The organism is Gracilibacillus xinjiangensis (genome assembly GCF_042651765.1).
GTDB classification, from domain to species: Bacteria; Bacillota; Bacilli; order Bacillales; family Amphibacillaceae; genus Gracilibacillus; species Gracilibacillus xinjiangensis.
Genome location: NZ_JBHSDT010000008.1, coordinates 667602 through 685512, shown reverse-complemented (window position 1 = coordinate 685512; position 17911 = coordinate 667602). Strand labels below are relative to the sequence as shown.

The following is a 17911-nucleotide window of genomic DNA, read 5'->3' as shown; positions in this document are numbered from 1 at the left end:
TAACTTTCCTTTCCTAACAGTTCTTGTGCCACAGTGCAATTACTAATTTTATTTGAAAATATGTAATAAAGTCAGGTAATTGATCTTTTAATGTCTTTAATTGTTTCGTGTTTGACTTTTCCAATACTTCTCTTATTAAGGAAAATTCTTTATCATTCATATGATTAGACCATTTTACTTCCCCCATATAAGCAATTTCAATAATATGATCTTGTACTGTACTTTCCTTTAAATTTCTTTGGTTTGCGATCTCGTGAATGGTATAGCCACTGCTATAGTATTTATATGTAACTATTGCTGATTCTGTTAGGGGAAGTTTACGTTTTTGATCCAGTATATATGGAAGCACTTTATATGTGGGAGCGGTAATTCTAATCTCTTCCAATATTAAATGGATCATATTCATCAGATAGCAGTGAATATCTTCTTTTGAGATATTGTATTTCACAGCGAGTTGCTGCTGACCTAGTCCAACTTCATTAGCGGAAGTTATATAATCAACAAAGATGTCTTTACTATACTCTGGAAATTTTCTTGATGACAAGATTTGCAACAAATCATCATATAAATCTTTTAATAAGATTGTCATATCCAATTGCTTGCTTTGTAAAAATCTTTTGACATTAGATTGTATGGCAACATCATCAATAACCGGAATGAATCTATAATTTTTCATATGTATGTTGGTGACTGTTTGGATGAGAAGTATGAGTGTCGCTAAAAACTGAGGGGCACTTTTTTCATAACTCATCCCTTTTAAGTATAAATGTTGAAATTTATTATATTGATTAACTAAGTATTCTTTACCATACTCATTCATGTGTGCAAAACCCTGTTCGCTTATTTTTATGAGGTTCATTTTTACCAGTTCATCGACCACACGATTAAAATCCTTCCTTTTTATTGTACGGTAAACCCCAAAAAAATTCGTTAAATTATATAAATGGCTATCTTGGATAGTCTGTGTAGATTTTTTCCCTCTTAATAAGTAATATACATTAGCAACCGAACGTTCTGCACGCAAGGCATCTATACAATATAATAAAATATACTTTAACATATTTCTATCTCCCATCTTCCCTTAATTTTATCAATGTTAATTAAAAAGATAAAGTAACACTTGGATCAGTGGAAGTTATAATAGACGGATAGCCCATTGTAAAGGAATTTTTTTTTTTTGCTTTTCTTGTGTTATGATGGATTGGTAATACAACAATAAAGGAGAATAAAAATGCCCTTTTATACGTGGGTAGATAAACATACATGTATTGCCTGTGGAGTGTGCGGGGCAACAGCTAGTGGTGTATTTGATTATGATGATGAGGGGCTAGCCTATGTAAAGCTTGATAACAATAATGGCACTACTCCTGTTCCAATCAAGGATGAAGAGGATTTTATCGATGCGTTTGAATCATGCCCTACAGAGTCCATCAAAAAATTAACATTACCAAACAGGTAAAGCAACTAGTTAACTGAAAACTAGTTGCTTTTTATTTAGTATACCGGATTAATAATATCAGGCACATCTAATGGTTTGGTTAAATCATATTTACCTACATTGTCAACCTCAATATCGAACTTAACTTGATTGTAGCCAAAACTTTTTGCTGCTAGTAGTATCGCTTCAATCATTGTTAATGTTCCTTGATTATTACCAAGCAATGTAGATGTAACAGTAACATTTACCATATCCCCTTGTGCGTTAACCTCTATGCTTGCATTTTTCGGAATTGGTGCAGAAACACGAAATGGTTCTTCATCATTCTTCATTTCTTCTATGGCTTCACCAAAAGACTGAAATGTAAATTCGGCTGTCGGTATGAGCCAAAATGGTGAATCATCCTCATATTGATATATTTTATATAAAGTATTTGTCCGGTATTCAGGTGAAAAGTTATTCTGTTCCTCAACAAAGGAATGATTGCCAGTTAAGACCACTTGCTTAATGCCCAATGGAACAAACATGTCTGATAGCATTTTCCTAAACATTTGAAAATTTGCACCACTAGACATTACAGGATAATTTTCATTGACTTGTATCTCCACACGCTGTGCTGCCTGATCAATGTTAAAATCTAACTGATCGAACGCAAGATTATGAAATCCATTATCCGCTAATGATAAATAATCAGTAGCATTTTCATAAAAAGCAGCCAGATCATAATAAGGTATACTGGTATTCATTAAAGATATTGGCACAACATACTGCGCTTCTTCTGTAGCCCATGAAGTATAGAGAATATTTTGGTCATTTAAATAATCTGTTCGATAGATAAAAGAATTTTCATCGATATGTTGAAAAAATGTTCTGTCACCAACCGGTGGCAGAAAATCTGTATTGTTTTCTACACTACCCTCTTCAGTAGTCTTCTGTTCTATACTAGCATCTTCCATAATTTCTGCTTCCTGGCCAATCTTATCATCACTTTCATTAGATTCTGTCGTCGATTCCTGACTTGTATCCGTACCAGTATAGAAAGAAAAATTTTCAAGCCCATTCCAGGCAATTAATAAAATAATCAAACAACCTATTGTAGCAAGAGTTGGAATTAACCAAACTATTTTACTTTTTTGTTTAGATGTTGTCTTATTTATCTCTGTCTGGATTTTACGATAAATAACTTCTTTACTTTGTGTATCTTCTATTTTAGGCATTTGTTTCAATAGTGTTTCGACTTTCCCACTATGATTAGGATGATTTGTTGTCATATTACACATCCTCCTTATCTTCAGCATTAATCATATGCTGTTGCAATAATTTGATGGCTCGATGCTGCGTTGTTTTTACTTTACTAGTAGTCCACCCTAATACTTCAGAAGTTTCTTGAATGGTGAACTCTTGTATATACCTTAAAATGATGACTTGTTTCTGATCTGCAGTACAATAATCTAAAGACTTATATAATAGTTTTATCTCTTCACTTAATATTGCTACATTTTCAGGTATCGGTTGGTTGGAAGCTAAAGACTCTCCCGCTTCGAACCAATTAAAAAAACTTAAGAAGCGATTTCTTTTTCTTTTCAACTTTCTAAAATAATCATATGTTACATGCCTGGCAATCGAAAAAAGCCACGTCTTTTCGCTGCTATCTCCTTTAAAATTATCGTATGAACGTATTACACGGATATAGACTTCTTGAATTATATCTTCTGCTTCTTGTTTGTTCTTAACCATATAAAAAACAAACTGGTATAAGTCTTGATGATACTTATCATAAAGTTCATCAAAAGTGGTCCTCACGATAAGACCCCCTTTACTATTTTATTTGTCGAATGATACGAAAAAAAGTTACAATAACTTGTAACTTTTATAAATATACGTTATTTACCAAGTAATCTTTTTGCCCGATCTGAATAAAATAACTTGCTTATAACAGGAAACAATAAAATCATAAACACAATATTACCGAGCGCATGTAAGGTGCTGAATGGTAAACTAGCTAAGAAATACGGCCAGAACTTACCAGCATATAAAAAGGTCCCAACGTCTAAGATCAAACCATATATATAAGCAGCAAAAAAACTGTAAATCATCAGAGGAAAAAGCGGTTTTTTCCATTTATATAATTTGAAAGAGCCAGCAATCAAACCAATAAGCCCCCACGCCAGTATCTGCCAGATTGTCCAAAGCCCCATCCCCAGTACAAGATTGGATAGATAAGCTGAAACTACTGCAAGTAATAAAGCGGAATAAGGACCTAGCAGAAAGCCAGCAATAATGATTATAACAGAAACAGGCTGGACATTAGGGATAAATTGGAAGAATATACGACCAATTACTGCCAGACTAGATAATAATGCTAAAAATGTTAGCTTGTGAACATTTAAGCTCATTCGGTGACGACACCTAAATTAAAAACGACTTGGTCACCTGGTGTAACTTTATAATCTGAAGCTCCAACCGTTGCCATTTCACCATTCACTTCAAATAACCAGTATTTACCTTCGTCAGGTTCTTGCTCATAACCTTCAATTGATGTAATCATGCCTTGATCAGCTTCTACTTCAAAGTTGTTCACTAGGAGATCCATTAAATTCACAGTATCATCTATTTCTATCTTGTTTACTGAAACATCTTCATTTTCAACAGATATTACAATAGTTAGCGACTCTTCATTTACCGAATCTTGCTCTTCCTGTGATTCAGTTGTAAAACAGCCCGTTAGCATTAATAATGTAATAAAGGAACATAATATTCCAGTGTATATCCTTTTCATAAAATCCCTCCATAATTGATAGGAGGATTTAACACAAAAGTAGTTATGGAATGATTCACTACTTACAATGCTCAATCCTCGAAGCATTTTTATTTTATGTAATGACAGGTCTCCTGACTTGTGTTTAAATCTAATCCGGGTCTTCTCATACGTGTTAAGTACAATGACATATCCGTTTTGTGAACACTGACAGTTGCGAGGACAGTTCTGGATTCTCACCAGATTCCCTATTAAAGTACTAACTACATCACTACATAATTCATTTATTTTATTTCAAATTTATACCCGACTCCCCATACTGTTACGATCATCTTTGCAGCTTCTTCTGAGACTTTACTTAGTTTTTCGCGTAATCTCTTAACATGGGTATCAACTGTACGAAGATCACCGAAGAATTCATATTTCCAAACTTCTTTTAATAATTCTTCCCGGTCAAAAACTTTATCAGGTGCTTTAGCTAAGAATAATAGTAATTCATATTCCTTTGGTGTTAAATTAACCTCTTTATTATCAGCCACTACCTTGTGGGCATCATTATCAATGATTAAATGGGGAAATTCTATCATATCTTTTGAGCGATTGACTTGATTGGATAAAGACTGAATTCCAGTCCTCCTTAATAAAGCTTTTACACGTAACACTACTTCACGGGGGCTAAATGGTTTGACGATATAGTCATCTGTTCCAGCTTCAAAGCCATGAATTCTGCTTATTTCTTCCCCTTTGGCAGTTAACATAATAATTGGTGTAGCTTTCTTTTCACGTATTTCTTTGCAAACCTCAAGTCCGTCTTTACCTGGCATCATTACATCCAAAAGAATTACTTCATAATCTTGATTCAGTGCTTTATGTAAACCTTCCTCACCATCTGCTGCTTCTTCGACCACATATTCTTCTCTTTCCAAATACATCTTTAACAATCTTCTAATTCTATCTTCATCATCAACAACTAACACTTTTTGTTTTTCCATGTAAATTTCATACCCCCTATCACAATATTAGTATATACGGAAAAAGTACAAGGGACAATTATCTCTTGTACTTTTTCTTTATATTTTTCGCTAATCAACTCTAAGCATAGGAATGAAGACCTGCTAGTACTAAATTTACAACGATTAAATTAAACATAATAATTGCAAAACCAACTACAGCAAGCCATGCAGACTTTTCACCATGCCATCCTCTTGTTAATCGTAAATGGAGGAAAATTGCATAGAAAAACCATGTAATCAATGCCCAAACTTCTTTAGGGTCCCATCCCCAATATCTATTCCATGCTTCCTGTGCCCATATAGCAGCAAAAATTAGTCCACCAAGTGTGAAAACTGGGAAACCAATCGCAACTGCTCTGTAACAAACTTCATCCAATAGTTCCGGATTAGCTTTCCGAAGCAGTGGCTGGATTGATGCCGCAATCCTTTTGCGTAAGATTAATCTAGTAACAGCATACAATAAAAGCCCCACTGCTAATGACCAGACTAATGTGTTTAATTTCCTAGGTGCTTCAGCTCCATGCATCCATTCCGGTGTACTGAATATTGCGTCCATGTGATCCGCTGTTACTAGTCTTCCATCTGCCGGACCGAAAATTGGAGGTAACTGATATTCTAGTTCATTTGTTTTACCTTCGATCGTATATTCAAATGTAGAAGAATAATCAGTTAATGAGAATGCTGTGGATATTATAACAAATCCTATTGTTGCAAAAATGGAATACATAATTACCTCAAGCCATCTTGTTCTAGCACTTGATTTCGTTTGGTCAATATGACGAATTAAATATATCAAGCCCGCCACGAAACTTATAGCTAATATGGCTTCACCTAGAGCTACTGTTGTTACATGTATGTATAACCAGTGACTTTTCAATGACGGTACAAGCGGTGAAATTTCATTTGGATACATACTTGCATATCCAATAATTATTAATGCAATCGGCAATGCAAATAACCCTAGCAATTCTATACGGTAAATAAAATACAGAATAATAAATGCTAATACAAGCATCATTCCAAAAAATGTGACAAATTCAAACATGTTACTTACAGGGGCATGTCCACTAGCGATCCACCTTGTAATAAAATAGCCTAGCTGTGTTAGAAACCCTGTTATTGTGGTAATCAGAGCTAAAAAATGAAGTATTGTAAAATTTTTCTCATGTCTCTTATCTTTAATTGTTGCAGCAAATAACACTGTTGCAATAAGGTAAAGGACAAAAGTCGAGTATAATAACCGATTACTCCAAACAATTAAATCTTCCATCATTGTGACCCTCCTTCATTTATCTATACTTTTTCTTGGTCTTCGGTCACTTTATTTTCTTGATCTTTTAACATTTGAAAATCTGTATCTTTCAAAATTTTTTCGACTTCTCTGGTCATCCCAAACCAATTTTTATTAGTATGACTTGCAATATATAATTTCCCATTATCAGGATGAATCCATACACGTCTATGCTGCCAGTACATTCCTTGGATGACACCAATCATAAATATAAACGCTCCCAATCCAAGTACAGGTAAGGTAAGGTCCTTTTTAAGGTTCAGTCCACTTACATCTCTAACATCGATACCTGTAAATCCAATCCTATACTGATTATCTTTGGAAGGATCAACATTTTGTCTGATTCCGATAAAACTGACCTCAGGATCGTCTTGTCCTGGTGGATAGACAAAAAATACAAACGCTGGGTTACGCGGATAATTAGTTTGTGATCGAGGTGTACCATCATCATCCAGAACATAGTCTGGATAATATTTATTTATTTCGATTTTAAAGCCGTTATCAAAAGTATAAGTTGATTGTGGATCCGAAAAATCAACCGTAAAGTCAAGTATGGACTGCTCTTCAGGGTCATTGGTTTCATGAAGTTTAAATGACATACTTTGAAACTCATTCAATTGATATTTACTCTGGTATAGTGCATAACCATCGAACTTAATCGGCTTATTTACAATTGCTGATCCTCTTGTCACTTCCTCTAAATCGGGCTCAGATCCAATTACATCTTTTGAAGTATCTTTATAAATAATTGCTTTTGTTTCATAATGTTTCGGAACAGCTGAACCTTGCCGTTCCAACATTTCGCTAAATTTTGCATCTTCGTCATCATCGCCATATGTTTCGAAAATAAATTCTTGATTTTCTACATAGTATTGTTGGCCAATACCTGGGATTATTTCGGTTTCACCTTCACGAACCCATACAAACTCATCTACATACATATATGGAACAAAACGAAGTAATGAGCCAATTAAGAAAATAATAAGTCCCGTATGGTTAACATATGGACCCCATCTTGAAAATCTACCTTTTTCAGCAAGAATGTGACCTTCTTTTTCATAGATTTTGTATCGGTGCTTTTTTAAATTGGTTAGTAATTGATCATAATCTTTTGGATTATATTCCGGATAATACCCAAACAGTTTTTGTCTTTTCAGGAAGTTAATATGTCTTTTAGGGTTTTGATTCTTTAGTGCCTTATATAATGGAACCCCACGATCTAAACTTACAATAAAGATAGAAATGCCGATTAAAGCAATTAATATCATATACCACCATGAACTATACAATTCATGAAAACCTAATTGATAATAGATTTGCCCCATTATTCCATATTGATCCCGATAATGTACCGCAGGATCAACGGTTGACGGAATATAAGGACTTTGCGGAAAAATTGTGCCAATAGCTGAAGCAATTAGTGCAATTGCTATTAACGAAACACCTGCTTTAATTGATGAAAAGAAATTCCATACTTTATCAACAATAGAAGTATTTCTTGTTTTTGAGCGGATCGCTCTTCCGTCATATCTCATGTTTAATATATTGGAAGTATTTTCTTTATCTAATGGCTTCCCACATCTGTTACAAATGGAAGTTCCTCTTGAATTTTCATAACCACAGGCCTCACACTTAATTACATTCATAGATACCCCTCGTTATCTCGTAAAATTAGCTTGGTTCAATTTTTTGTAAATATCCCTCTAAGTTTTCTAAAGTTAGTTCACCAATAACACGTTCCACCACTATTCCATCTTCATCAATGAAAAATGTCGTAGGAAGTGGTCTAATACCGTAAGCATCCATTACCTGGCTGTTTTTATCGTGTAAAACAGGGAAAGTTAAGTTATATTGGTCCACAAACTGGTCTATAACTAATTCAGTTGCATCAACACTTACAGCTATTATCTCAACACCTTTCTCTTTATATTCCGGATATAGAGATTCCATATATGGCATTTCCCGTTCACATGGTTCACAGTAAGTAGCCCAGAAATTCAGCATAACCCCTTTTCCTTTTAAATCCTCCAGGCGTACAGTATCTGACTGTTCATCGTTTAAGTGAGTTAGCTGAAAATCAGGTGCTTGGTCCCCAATGTCTAAAGCTGCATCATCTGCCAGTATGTTAGAAATCACAGCAAATAACAAAGCCCCGAACAAAACGACTAAAATTGAGGTCCGATAAATTAACCGATTTCTTTTTTTCTTTTGTTTTGTCTTGTTCGCTTGCTCTACTTTGTTCAAAGTACCCACTCCCCCTACGATCATTTTACCATGTATGCAGTGATAGATTGTGACATTTATTTAACAATTTTATTAGCATGTTTCTTTAGCTGCTCCACTTCATGTGCAGTCAGCTTACGATGCTCTCCAGGCTGGAGACCTTCCAATGTTAATATTCCAAATCGCTCACGCCTCAGTTTCATAACAGGGTGCCCAATAGCATCAAACATTCTTCTTATTTGGCGGTTTTTACCTTGATGCAAAACGATCTTTAATATTGCCGTTTGCTTTTTTTTATCAAATGACATTGTTTTTACATGCTTTGCCTTTAATAGTTCGCCATCAGAACGTATACCTTTTTTGAATTTTTGCAAGTTTTCTTTTGCTGGAATTCCCTTTGTTTTAACAATATACTCTTTGTCCATTTGATATCTGGGATGTAATAATAAATTCATGAAGTCGCCATCATTCGTCATTATTATTAGTCCAGATGTATCGTAATCAAGTCTTCCTACAGGAAAAATTCTTTCATCCAGTTCTTCGAAAAAATCTGTTACTGTTTTGCGTCCCTTGTCATCAGAAACACTTGAAATCACGCCTCTAGGTTTGTATAGAAGATAATATACTGGCTGTTCCTTCTCTATCGGAACATTATTAACTTCTATTTGATCTTGGTTTGTTACTTTCACACCTAATTCTGTAACAACCTTACCATTTACTTTTACCTGTCCATCTTCGATTAGTTTTTCTGCTTTTCTTCTAGAGGTTATCCCACTTTTTGCAATCACTTTTTGCAATCGTTCACTCATTTATTCACACTCTTTCTTATCATAAATTTATAGTAGTTTGCTGCTATACCATTACGATTATTATCCCTTTCATAATGAAAAGGAGCGTTAACATATTTGTTAACGCTTCTAAGCAAAAATCCACGATACTACAATAACCGATACAATTATACCAATAAAATCAGCGATAAGTCCAACTTTAAGTGCATCACCCATTTTCTTAATACCGACAGCCCCAAAGTACACTGTGAGGATATATAAAGTTGTATCTGTACTTCCTTGCATTGTGGAAGCTAGCCTTCCTAAAAATGAGTCTGGTCCATATGTTTGAATAATCTCTGTTGTGACACTTAAAGCAGCTGTTCCGGAGATCGGCCGAATAATTGCCAATGGAGCCATTTCCGCCGGAAATCCTAATTTAGTAAGAACAGGTTCAATCAACTGAATGAAAGCATCTAATGCTCCAGAACTTCTTAGGATAGCTATTGCGACTAGCATCCCTAATAAGAATGGAAGAAGAGAAATCGCCATTTTTAAGCCTTCTTTCCCGCCTTCCACAAATAATTCATATGATGATATTTTTTTTGCAGTAGCAACAAGTAAGATAAACAATATTATACAGGGAATTAACCAGACACTAATTGTTGTAATCCATTGAATCATAGAGAATGAAACTCCCTTCTCTTTCTCAAAAGGCCATCAATTATTAAAGCAGCAAGTGTCGTAACCACTGTTGCGATAAGAGTTGTACCTACAATTTCTGTTGGTGATTGAGAGCCGTATTGCATTCGAATAGCAATAATTTGGGTGGGTACAAGGGTGATACTCGATGTATTTATAACTAAAAATGTTATCATAGAATTACTGGCATGATTGGAACCATTGTTTAATTTCTTCATTTCTTCCATTGCTTTTATTCCCATTGGAGTAGCAGCATTTCCGAGGCCGAATAAATTCGCACTGAAATTAGCTAGTATGTATCCCATTGCTGGATGGTTTGGGGGGATATCAGGAAAGATTCTTGTGACGATCGGTTTGAATACCTTACTCAGCCCCTTAAGTATACCTGCTTCTTCTGCTATTCTCATCATACCTAACCAGAACACCAGTACACTTGTTAAGGCAATCACTAATGTAATTGCGTCATTAGCTCCTTTAAAAATCGCTTCATTGACTGCATCCATTGTACCGTTTATCATTGCGTAGATAATACCTATACTAGCCATTAATGCCCAAATCACATTAATCATCTTGATCACCTAAAAATCGAGAGAAAGATGACCAAACTTCTGTCCAAAAATGGTTATGATCAGTTTCTTTTTCGATTTGCTTATCTACATGATAGATTACTGTCTCTGCTATTTGTTTGCCATCCAAATAAAAAACCTTTTTACCAAAATGGCCTGCAGTATTATCGGTGGAAGAAGAAATAAACGTTTTAGTTTCCACCTGGTTCATTTCTTCATTCTTTAATGGATAGATAACATTTTCTGTAATTTTTCCGTTAATAATATTTCCATTGCTCTTATCTTTGTATGAATAAATTCCGATTGATTGAAGTTTTTCTTGATCAAATGTATCGAATCCCCACTCAAACATTTGAATATGATCTTGCCAATCATTCGGTGCATTCAATGTTACAGCTATTAGTCTTTGTCCATCTTTTTCTGCTGAAGTTACTAAAGTTCTACCAGCAGCTTTCGTGTAACCAGTTTTACCGCCAATACAATAATCATAATAAGATGTTAATAATTTATTTTTGTTATGCCATGCATAATCTCGATCATTCGCTTTAAATGACTCAGCTCCAGAAATTTCTGTAAATATCTCATTATCCATCGCATATTTCATCAGCTTTGCCATATCATACGCTGTAGAATAATGGGTATCGGAATCCAAGCCGTGCGGGTTATCAAAATGCGTATCTGTCATTCCAATCCAACTAGCTTTTTCATTCATTAAATGAACAAATCCCTCTTCACTGCCACCTACTTGTTCACTAATTGCCACAGCTGCATCATTTCCTGATCTTAACATTAATCCATATATTAGTTCTTCTAATGTAAACTGATCTTCTTTTCTTAAGTAGATGGACGACCCTTCCGTCCCGATAGCTCGATTGCTTACCTTAACATGCTCCTTTAAATCGCCAGATTCAATTGCAACAATAGCTGTCATTATTTTCGTGATACTTGCAATTAGGGATTTTTCATTAGCGTTTTTCTCATAAAGCACTCTGCCTGTTGCCTGGTCTATTAATACAGCACTTTTAGCAGATACCTGCACACTTGCTGCTACGTTTGGTGCTGAAAATACAAAAGCAAAGAGCAGTATTGGAATAATCATTATAATACGCATCATCTCACCTCATCTTCTCCCATTCAATGTTTAAATGTTTGTAACATTGTATGCAGCAAAGACAAGCATATTCATGAAAAACGTATACTTTCGTTTGATTAATTTTCCAATTCTTGAAAGCGGTCAAAGAACAAATCTGCTTCTGTCTCAACATCCATCTCATCAATCTCATCAGGTAATGGAGGCAAATCCTCCAAAGATTTCAAGCCAAAGTAAGTTAGGAATTCTAGCGTAGTACCGAACAGAATTGGCCTTCCTATTCCTTCTTTACGTCCAACTTCTTCGATTAATGCCCGGGCAATTAATGTTTGAACAGGTCTTTCACTTTTTACACCTCTGATTTGTTCAATTTCTGTTCGTGTTATTGGTTGTAAATAAGCAATAATAGCTAAAGTTTCCAAAGCTGCTTGGGACAATTTAGATATTGATTTTGTTTCTGTTAGCGCGGAATAATATTCACTATGCTCTGGTTTTGTTGTTAGAAATACTGACCCTTTAGATTCTACTAGCATCATACCACGACTACTGTTTTCATAATCAAATTTCAATTCATTCAACACATGCTCAAGCATATCTTTATCTAAATCCAAAATCTTTTGCAATTCTCTCTTAGTAATCCCATCATCCCCTGACACGAAAGTCAATCCTTCAGTAATTGCTTTTATTTCAGATAAATCCATATTTATTTTCTCACCTTCCATTATATTGTCTTTATATCTGTTTAAAAATAATCAGATCATCAAAATGGTCCTCTTGAATACAATAAATTTCGTTCAATTTCATTAATTCTAATACAGCGATAAAAGTTGCTACAAGATATGACTTTGATTGTTGAGGAAACAATTGATAAAATGATATTCCAGTTTTTTTATCTGAAACTAAGTCGATAATCTCTGACATTCTTTCTTTAATTGGGATTTCTCTTCTCTGAACAGTTGTTTCGATTGGCTGATTCCATTTTCTTCTCTCTAGTATCTTACTCATCGCTTGGATCATGTCTAAAACGTCTGCTGCACCTTCTGGCACATTGAACGTTTCTTCACGTTCAATATGTATTGGCGGCCTTGTTAACACATGACTTTGTTCCATTTCACGTTCTTTTAATTGTTCAGCTGCCTCTTTATATTTTCGGTATTCAATTAGTCTTCGCATTAACTCTTCACGAGGATCCTCTTCGTATTCTTCTTCCATTTCAATCGTCGGATTAGGCAGTAACACTTTACTTTTCATCTCTAATAAAGTTGCTGCCATTACTAAGTACTCACTTGCAATATTAAGTTCTAACTGTTGCATTGTGTGTATGTATGTCAAATATTGTGCTGTTATTTCAGCTACAGGGATATCATATATATCTATTTCATATTTATTTATTAAGTGTAATAGTAAATCCAGCGGGCCTTCAAATTGATCTAATTTAACCTCATATTGAATTGTCAATACATAAACCTCCCAGTTTTGGTATGTCAAGTGTTGTTACTTGTACGAATCACACAAAAATAGCCTGTTTCTATTATATATGCCCATACTATTTTATAATAGTTGCATACATTAATTTCGAGAAATCAATTATCTCAATTGATTACAAATGTCTTAAGGAGGAATTTAATGATGGGCTACTCTTATGGCGGTGGATTTGCTTTAATCGTTGTATTGTTTATCTTGTTGATTATTGTTGGTGCAGCTTGGCTTTAATTTTTTATAGCTTGTACTAAATATCTACCCGGAATCAGTAATGGTCAATTATGATAGAAGATTGGCATATTGGTAGTACAAGACAGAAAAGAACCTTTGCAAACTACAACAGCAAAGGTTCTTTCTTTGTTTCTCCGGAATTATAAATTAGCAGAGAGACGGAAAAATTTACCAAAAATGGCCAATTCCTCTCTTGCATTCACTAATGGTTTCCCTATTCATGATTACATTTGTCTAAGAATTTTTCTGTATGGTCATTTGGTTTCACTAAGAATAATGGATAATATTCTTTCACTGCCTGTACCATTTGTTTTCCAATACCTAAATTGCGGTGCGATGGATCTACTGTGATGTGTTGTAATAAAACTTGCTGTTCTTCTGTATCTACAATTACACCTACTGCACCGAGAATATCTTCTTCTACTTTCCATAAAAATAGTTGCCAGTCGTCGTTTGTTTCATATTCCTTTATGGTATCTTGTAACCTTTTTACTTCTTTCTCATCAGGCATAAATGACAGCAATCCCATTGCTATTTTTTCAAGCCTTTTCTTATAACGAATTAACATTTTTACCCCTCATTATTCATAGCATTATCATTTATAGTTATGCTATGTTCTGATCGATGAAGTCGTTACACTTACTACTACATTAAATATTACGTATTTGGTAAAGCAATCCCAAACCAGTAGTAGCATCCCCAAATGATCGCAACAATTAATATTATGACAAAAAGTAGCCAATTCTTACGCTTTTCACTCATTTTCACTAACCTCATTTATCAAATGACAAAAAGTATCCTTTATATTGTTTACAATAGTATATCAATAACAATATGTCAATCTTTTACTGTTACTCATTTATCTGTAGTTTTTCATTTATTAAACTTCTGTAACTCTGACTGTCTTCATCGCATCACCTTGTTTTATGCGAAGGACCGTGTCCATACCTTCGATAACTTGTCCAAACACTGTGTGGACACCATCCAGATGCGGTTGTGGTTCATGTACTAAAAAGAACTGACTTCCGCCTGTATCTTTTCCTGCATGGGCCATAGAAAGGGATCCTGCAATATGTTTATGCGGGTTGCCTTCTGTTTCACATTTAATCGTATAACCAGGTCCACCCATGCCTGTCCCGGTAGGATCCCCACCTTGTGCAACAAAACCTGGAATGACACGGTGAAAGATTACTCCATCATAGAATTTATCATTGGCTAATTTTTCAAAATTTGCTACAGTATTTGGTGCAGCCTCTTCGTACAGTTCGATAACAATTTTTTCTCCATTTTCAAAATCGATTGTTGCTTGTTTCATTATTATTCCTCCTCATATGATAAATCATTTTGAATAACGTCTTGATATGTTTCTCTTTTAATGACTAATTTATCTAAACCATCTTCCACAAAAACAACTGCTGCTTTAGGAAAACGATTATAATGATTAGACATGGAATACCCATATGCTCCTGTGCTGAAAACTGCCATAATATCGTTAGCTTCAATTGCAGGCAAGTCAATATCCCATATTAACATATCACCAGATTCACAACATTTACCTGCAACGGATACCTTCTCTTCGTTCCGCTGTTTTGCTTTATTGGCAATAACTGCATCATACTTCGCTTGATATAGTGCTGGTCTTAAATTATCAGTCATTCCACCATCGACTGCTACATATTTTCTTACATTCGGAATATCTTTCGTTGAACCTACTGTATACAAAGTTGTAGCTGTATCACCGACAATTGACCGACCGGGCTCAATCCAAAGTTCAGGAAATTCAAGACCGGTTTTTTGTACTTGCTTCGACACTTCGTCGATTAATGATTCAACATATTTATCTAGCGGTAATGGTTCATCCTCAGTCGTATACCTAATACCAAAGCCACCGCCTAAATTAAGTACTTCCGAAGTGAATTGATATTGTTCCTTCCATTCAGCTAATTTTTCAAACAAACGCTCCACAGCCATTACAAAACCATCTGTTTCGAAAATTTGAGAACCTATATGACAATGTAATCCTTTTAGCTTAATCGAATCAATTGACAATATTTTTTCCAGCGCTTTAGCTGCCTGACCGTTAGTTAAATCAAAGCCGAACTTGGAATCTTCATTCCCAGTCAGAATATAATCATGTGTGTGTGCTTCAATTCCTGGAGTAACACGGATTAATACATCCATTGTTGCATGTTTTTCTTCAAGTACTGAAGCTAATAAATCAATCTCATAGAAATTATCAATGACTATGCATCCAATTTTCGCTTCAACAGCCATCTTTAATTCTTCCAGATTCTTATTATTCCCATGAAAATGAATTTTGTCAACTGGAAAACCTGCTTTCAGTGCTGTATATAATTCCCCTTCGGAAACAACATCTAGACTTAGCTCTTCCTGTTTAGCAACTTGTACCATTGCTATAGAAGAGAATGCCTTACTCGCATAAGCAACTTGTGCTTTTACATTATGTTTAGCGAATGTACGTACGAAAGCTCTAGCATTGTTTCTTATTTTCTCCACATCATATACAAACAACGGGGTGCCGTATTTCTCAGCAAGCATTACACTATCAAGACCACCTATTGTAAGATGACCTTGTTCATTTACAGTTAACCGATTTGTCATCTACTCTCCCTACCTTCAGTGTTTATGTTTTGTTCCTTTGCTGATTCAAGTTTAAGTCTCTTCATAAACATCTACATTGAGATTTTACACTTGCTTACGTATAAAATAAAATCCCTTTTCCTTTCACATCGGGAGAAAGAAAGAGGGATCAGTTGATGTTCCCAAAAATTAAAATATTTGATACATAAAAGTTATTATAATATACAACATTCACATTTATCAAGTTAGGACAGGTTAATATTAATACTAAACTTGCTTTCTGTTATTTTTCGGATGAACTATACTTGGTCTGGTTTTCGATAATGGAACGGATACACGAAATAAAATCTGCGATAAAGCCTTGCCGTTAAATGGTAAAAAGGGCCATAAATACGGTGTCTGTAATGATCGGATATTTGTTAAGAATAGTAATAAACATGCCATACCAATCATAAAACCGGGAACGTGGAAGAAAAATGTTAACAAAATCAGTACCATACGTGTTATCTTGTTTGCAACACTTAACTCATAACTTGGGGTAGCAAATGAGCCAATAGCACTAATCGCTACATACAATATAACTTCTGAGCTGAACAATCCTACTTTGATCGCTATTTCTCCAATTAATACTGCTGCAATTAGACCCATCGCTGTAGATAACGGGGTTGGTGTATGGATCGCAGCCATTCTTAAAAATTCGATTCCAATATCAGCAAGTAAAATCTGAACAACAATTGGAATATTACCCGTTTCATTTGGCCCAATAAATTGTAAATAGGATGGCAATAGGTGTGGTTCTAAAACTAATAACAACCATAATGGCAGCAGAAATAACGAAGCAAAAATTCCTAAAAATCGTACCCACCTGACAAAAGTACCAACAGCTGGAGATTCCCGATATTCTTCTGCGTGTTGAACATGGTGAAAGAAGGTCGTTGGCATAATGATCATGCTTGGTGAAGTATCAACCATGATAAGTACATGACCTTCTAATAGATGGGTTGATGCGACATCAGGCCTTTCTGTATATCTTACTAACGGATAAGGGTTCATCCCCTGGTGGACTAGATATTCTTCAATAGTCTTATCTGCCATAGAAATTCCATCCACTTCAATTTGCTTTAATTCATCTTTGATTAATGCGATCAGTCCATCATCAGCAACGTCTTGTAAATATGATATACAAACATCCGTTTTTGATCGCTCTCCAATTTGCATAATTTCATTCCGTAGTCTTTCATCCCTTATTCTTCTGCGAGTTAAAGCAGTATTCTCGATGATATTTTCAGTATATCCATCCCTAGCTCCCCTGACTACTTTCTCCGTATCGGGTTCTTCCGGTGCCCTCCCCGGGTAACTCCTTACATCAACAATAAAACACTCTTTCTCCCCGTCCACGAATATTACAAGCAAACCTGATAGTAATTGATCAACTGCTTTTTCAAAGGAATCCGTTTTATCAACTTGTTGGTGTACAACACGATTTTCCAAAATTTCATATATACCGGATTCATTATTACTTTTGTCATTTACTGTCATAAACTTCTTAATAACTTCAATTACTATATTAGTATCAACCAATCCTGTCACATAATATAATTGGACTTTTTTCTCAAGGATATTTAATTCTCTGAATCCAATATCAAAAGATACATCCAGACCTAGTTTTGTTTTTAGAAATGCTTCATTTTCCTCTATCTGTGTACTGATTAATTTTGGTTTCTTATTTTTTCTCATATTAAACCCCTT

The 17911-nt window shown here is 34.9% G+C and carries 21 protein-coding genes and 1 riboswitch; of the genes, 2 read left to right on the top strand and 19 right to left on the bottom strand.

Annotation, left to right across the window (positions count from 1 at the left end; all coding sequences use genetic code 11):
• Window positions 1-13: 13 nt before the first annotated feature.
• Window positions 14-1060 carry a YpbB family protein gene (locus tag ACFOY7_RS14730; protein WP_390252862.1) on the bottom strand — a complete coding sequence of 349 codons (1047 nt, stop codon included), beginning with the start codon at window positions 1058-1060 and terminating at the stop codon, window positions 14-16.
• 171 nt (window positions 1061-1231) lie between these two features.
• On the opposite strand from ACFOY7_RS14730, the gene ACFOY7_RS14725 reads away from it, so the two are divergent.
• Window positions 1232-1459, top strand: coding sequence for a ferredoxin (locus ACFOY7_RS14725; RefSeq protein ID WP_390252861.1), 228 nt, complete (start codon window positions 1232-1234; stop codon window positions 1457-1459).
• Window positions 1460-1494: 35 nt separating this feature from the next.
• Here ACFOY7_RS14725 and ACFOY7_RS14720 read toward each other — a convergent pair whose 3' ends face one another.
• From ACFOY7_RS14720 to ACFOY7_RS14655, 14 genes are all read right to left on the bottom strand, one after another.
• Entirely contained in the window at window positions 1495-2709 is a 1215-nt protein-coding gene (locus ACFOY7_RS14720) for a hypothetical protein (protein ID WP_390252859.1), read from the bottom strand.
• Between the two features lies 1 nt (window position 2710).
• A complete protein-coding gene (locus ACFOY7_RS14715; RefSeq protein ID WP_390252857.1) occupies window positions 2711-3241 on the bottom strand; it encodes an RNA polymerase sigma factor SigX in 531 nt (176 codons plus the stop codon).
• An 80-nt stretch (window positions 3242-3321) separates the two neighbouring features.
• Window positions 3322-3834, bottom strand: coding sequence for an ECF transporter S component (locus ACFOY7_RS14710; protein WP_390252856.1), 513 nt, complete (start codon window positions 3832-3834; stop codon window positions 3322-3324).
• A complete protein-coding gene (locus ACFOY7_RS14705; RefSeq protein WP_390252855.1) occupies window positions 3831-4217 on the bottom strand; it encodes a DUF4430 domain-containing protein in 387 nt (128 codons plus the stop codon). The genes ACFOY7_RS14710 and ACFOY7_RS14705 overlap by 4 nt, the downstream gene beginning before the upstream one ends.
• 86 nt (window positions 4218-4303) lie before the next feature.
• Window positions 4304-4484: riboswitch (cobalamin riboswitch) on the bottom strand.
• Complete coding sequence (locus tag ACFOY7_RS14700; RefSeq protein WP_390252854.1) at window positions 4481-5188, bottom strand: response regulator transcription factor; 708 nt, start codon at window positions 5186-5188, stop codon at window positions 4481-4483. (Overlaps the previous riboswitch by 4 nt.)
• 100 nt (window positions 5189-5288) lie before the next feature.
• Window positions 5289-6479 carry a c-type cytochrome biogenesis protein CcsB gene (gene ccsB / locus ACFOY7_RS14695; RefSeq protein WP_390254122.1) on the bottom strand — a complete coding sequence of 397 codons (1191 nt, stop codon included), beginning with the start codon at window positions 6477-6479 and terminating at the stop codon, window positions 5289-5291.
• 23 nt (window positions 6480-6502) lie between these two features.
• Window positions 6503-8146, bottom strand: coding sequence for a cytochrome c biogenesis ResB family protein (locus tag ACFOY7_RS14690; RefSeq protein ID WP_390252853.1), 1644 nt, complete (start codon window positions 8144-8146; stop codon window positions 6503-6505).
• A gap of 25 nt (window positions 8147-8171) precedes the next feature.
• Window positions 8172-8744, bottom strand: a complete 573-nt coding sequence (gene resA, locus ACFOY7_RS14685) for a thiol-disulfide oxidoreductase ResA (RefSeq protein WP_390252851.1) — start codon at window positions 8742-8744, stop codon at window positions 8172-8174.
• Between the two features lie 56 nt (window positions 8745-8800).
• Window positions 8801-9532: a pseudouridine synthase gene (locus tag ACFOY7_RS14680; RefSeq protein WP_390252850.1), complete on the bottom strand. Its 732-nt coding sequence runs from the start codon at window positions 9530-9532 to the stop codon at window positions 8801-8803.
• Window positions 9533-9640: 108 nt separating this feature from the next.
• Window positions 9641-10174: a spore maturation protein gene (locus tag ACFOY7_RS14675; protein ID WP_390252848.1), complete on the bottom strand. Its 534-nt coding sequence runs from the start codon at window positions 10172-10174 to the stop codon at window positions 9641-9643.
• The gene (locus ACFOY7_RS14670; protein WP_390254120.1) at window positions 10171-10761 is read right to left on the bottom strand and encodes a nucleoside recognition domain-containing protein; all 591 of its coding nucleotides are present in this window, start codon (window positions 10759-10761) and stop codon (window positions 10171-10173) included. The genes ACFOY7_RS14675 and ACFOY7_RS14670 overlap by 4 nt, the downstream gene beginning before the upstream one ends.
• Window positions 10754-11872, bottom strand: coding sequence for a D-alanyl-D-alanine carboxypeptidase family protein (locus tag ACFOY7_RS14665; protein ID WP_390252846.1), 1119 nt, complete (start codon window positions 11870-11872; stop codon window positions 10754-10756). The genes ACFOY7_RS14670 and ACFOY7_RS14665 overlap by 8 nt, the downstream gene beginning before the upstream one ends.
• Before the next feature lie 95 nt (window positions 11873-11967).
• Window positions 11968-12549, bottom strand: a complete 582-nt coding sequence (gene scpB, locus ACFOY7_RS14660) for an SMC-Scp complex subunit ScpB (RefSeq protein ID WP_390252845.1) — start codon at window positions 12547-12549, stop codon at window positions 11968-11970.
• Window positions 12550-12580: 31 nt separating this feature from the next.
• Complete coding sequence (locus tag ACFOY7_RS14655; protein ID WP_390252844.1) at window positions 12581-13306, bottom strand: segregation/condensation protein A; 726 nt, start codon at window positions 13304-13306, stop codon at window positions 12581-12583.
• 168 nt (window positions 13307-13474) lie between these two features.
• On the opposite strand from ACFOY7_RS14655, the gene ACFOY7_RS14650 reads away from it, so the two are divergent.
• Entirely contained in the window at window positions 13475-13561 is an 87-nt protein-coding gene (locus ACFOY7_RS14650; RefSeq protein WP_390254118.1) for a YjcZ family sporulation protein, read from the top strand.
• A 214-nt stretch (window positions 13562-13775) separates the two neighbouring features.
• Here ACFOY7_RS14650 and ACFOY7_RS14645 read toward each other — a convergent pair whose 3' ends face one another.
• From ACFOY7_RS14645 to ACFOY7_RS14630, 4 genes are all read right to left on the bottom strand, one after another.
• Complete coding sequence (locus ACFOY7_RS14645; protein WP_390252843.1) at window positions 13776-14129, bottom strand: GNAT family N-acetyltransferase; 354 nt, start codon at window positions 14127-14129, stop codon at window positions 13776-13778.
• Window positions 14130-14441: 312 nt separating this feature from the next.
• Window positions 14442-14876, bottom strand: a complete 435-nt coding sequence (locus tag ACFOY7_RS14640; protein WP_390252842.1) for a peptidylprolyl isomerase — start codon at window positions 14874-14876, stop codon at window positions 14442-14444.
• A 2-nt stretch (window positions 14877-14878) separates the two neighbouring features.
• Window positions 14879-16183: a diaminopimelate decarboxylase gene (gene lysA, locus ACFOY7_RS14635; RefSeq protein WP_390252841.1), complete on the bottom strand. Its 1305-nt coding sequence runs from the start codon at window positions 16181-16183 to the stop codon at window positions 14879-14881.
• Between the two features lie 246 nt (window positions 16184-16429).
• Window positions 16430-17899, bottom strand: a complete 1470-nt coding sequence (locus ACFOY7_RS14630) for a spore germination protein (RefSeq protein WP_390252840.1) — start codon at window positions 17897-17899, stop codon at window positions 16430-16432.
• Window positions 17900-17911: the final 12 nt, after the last annotated feature.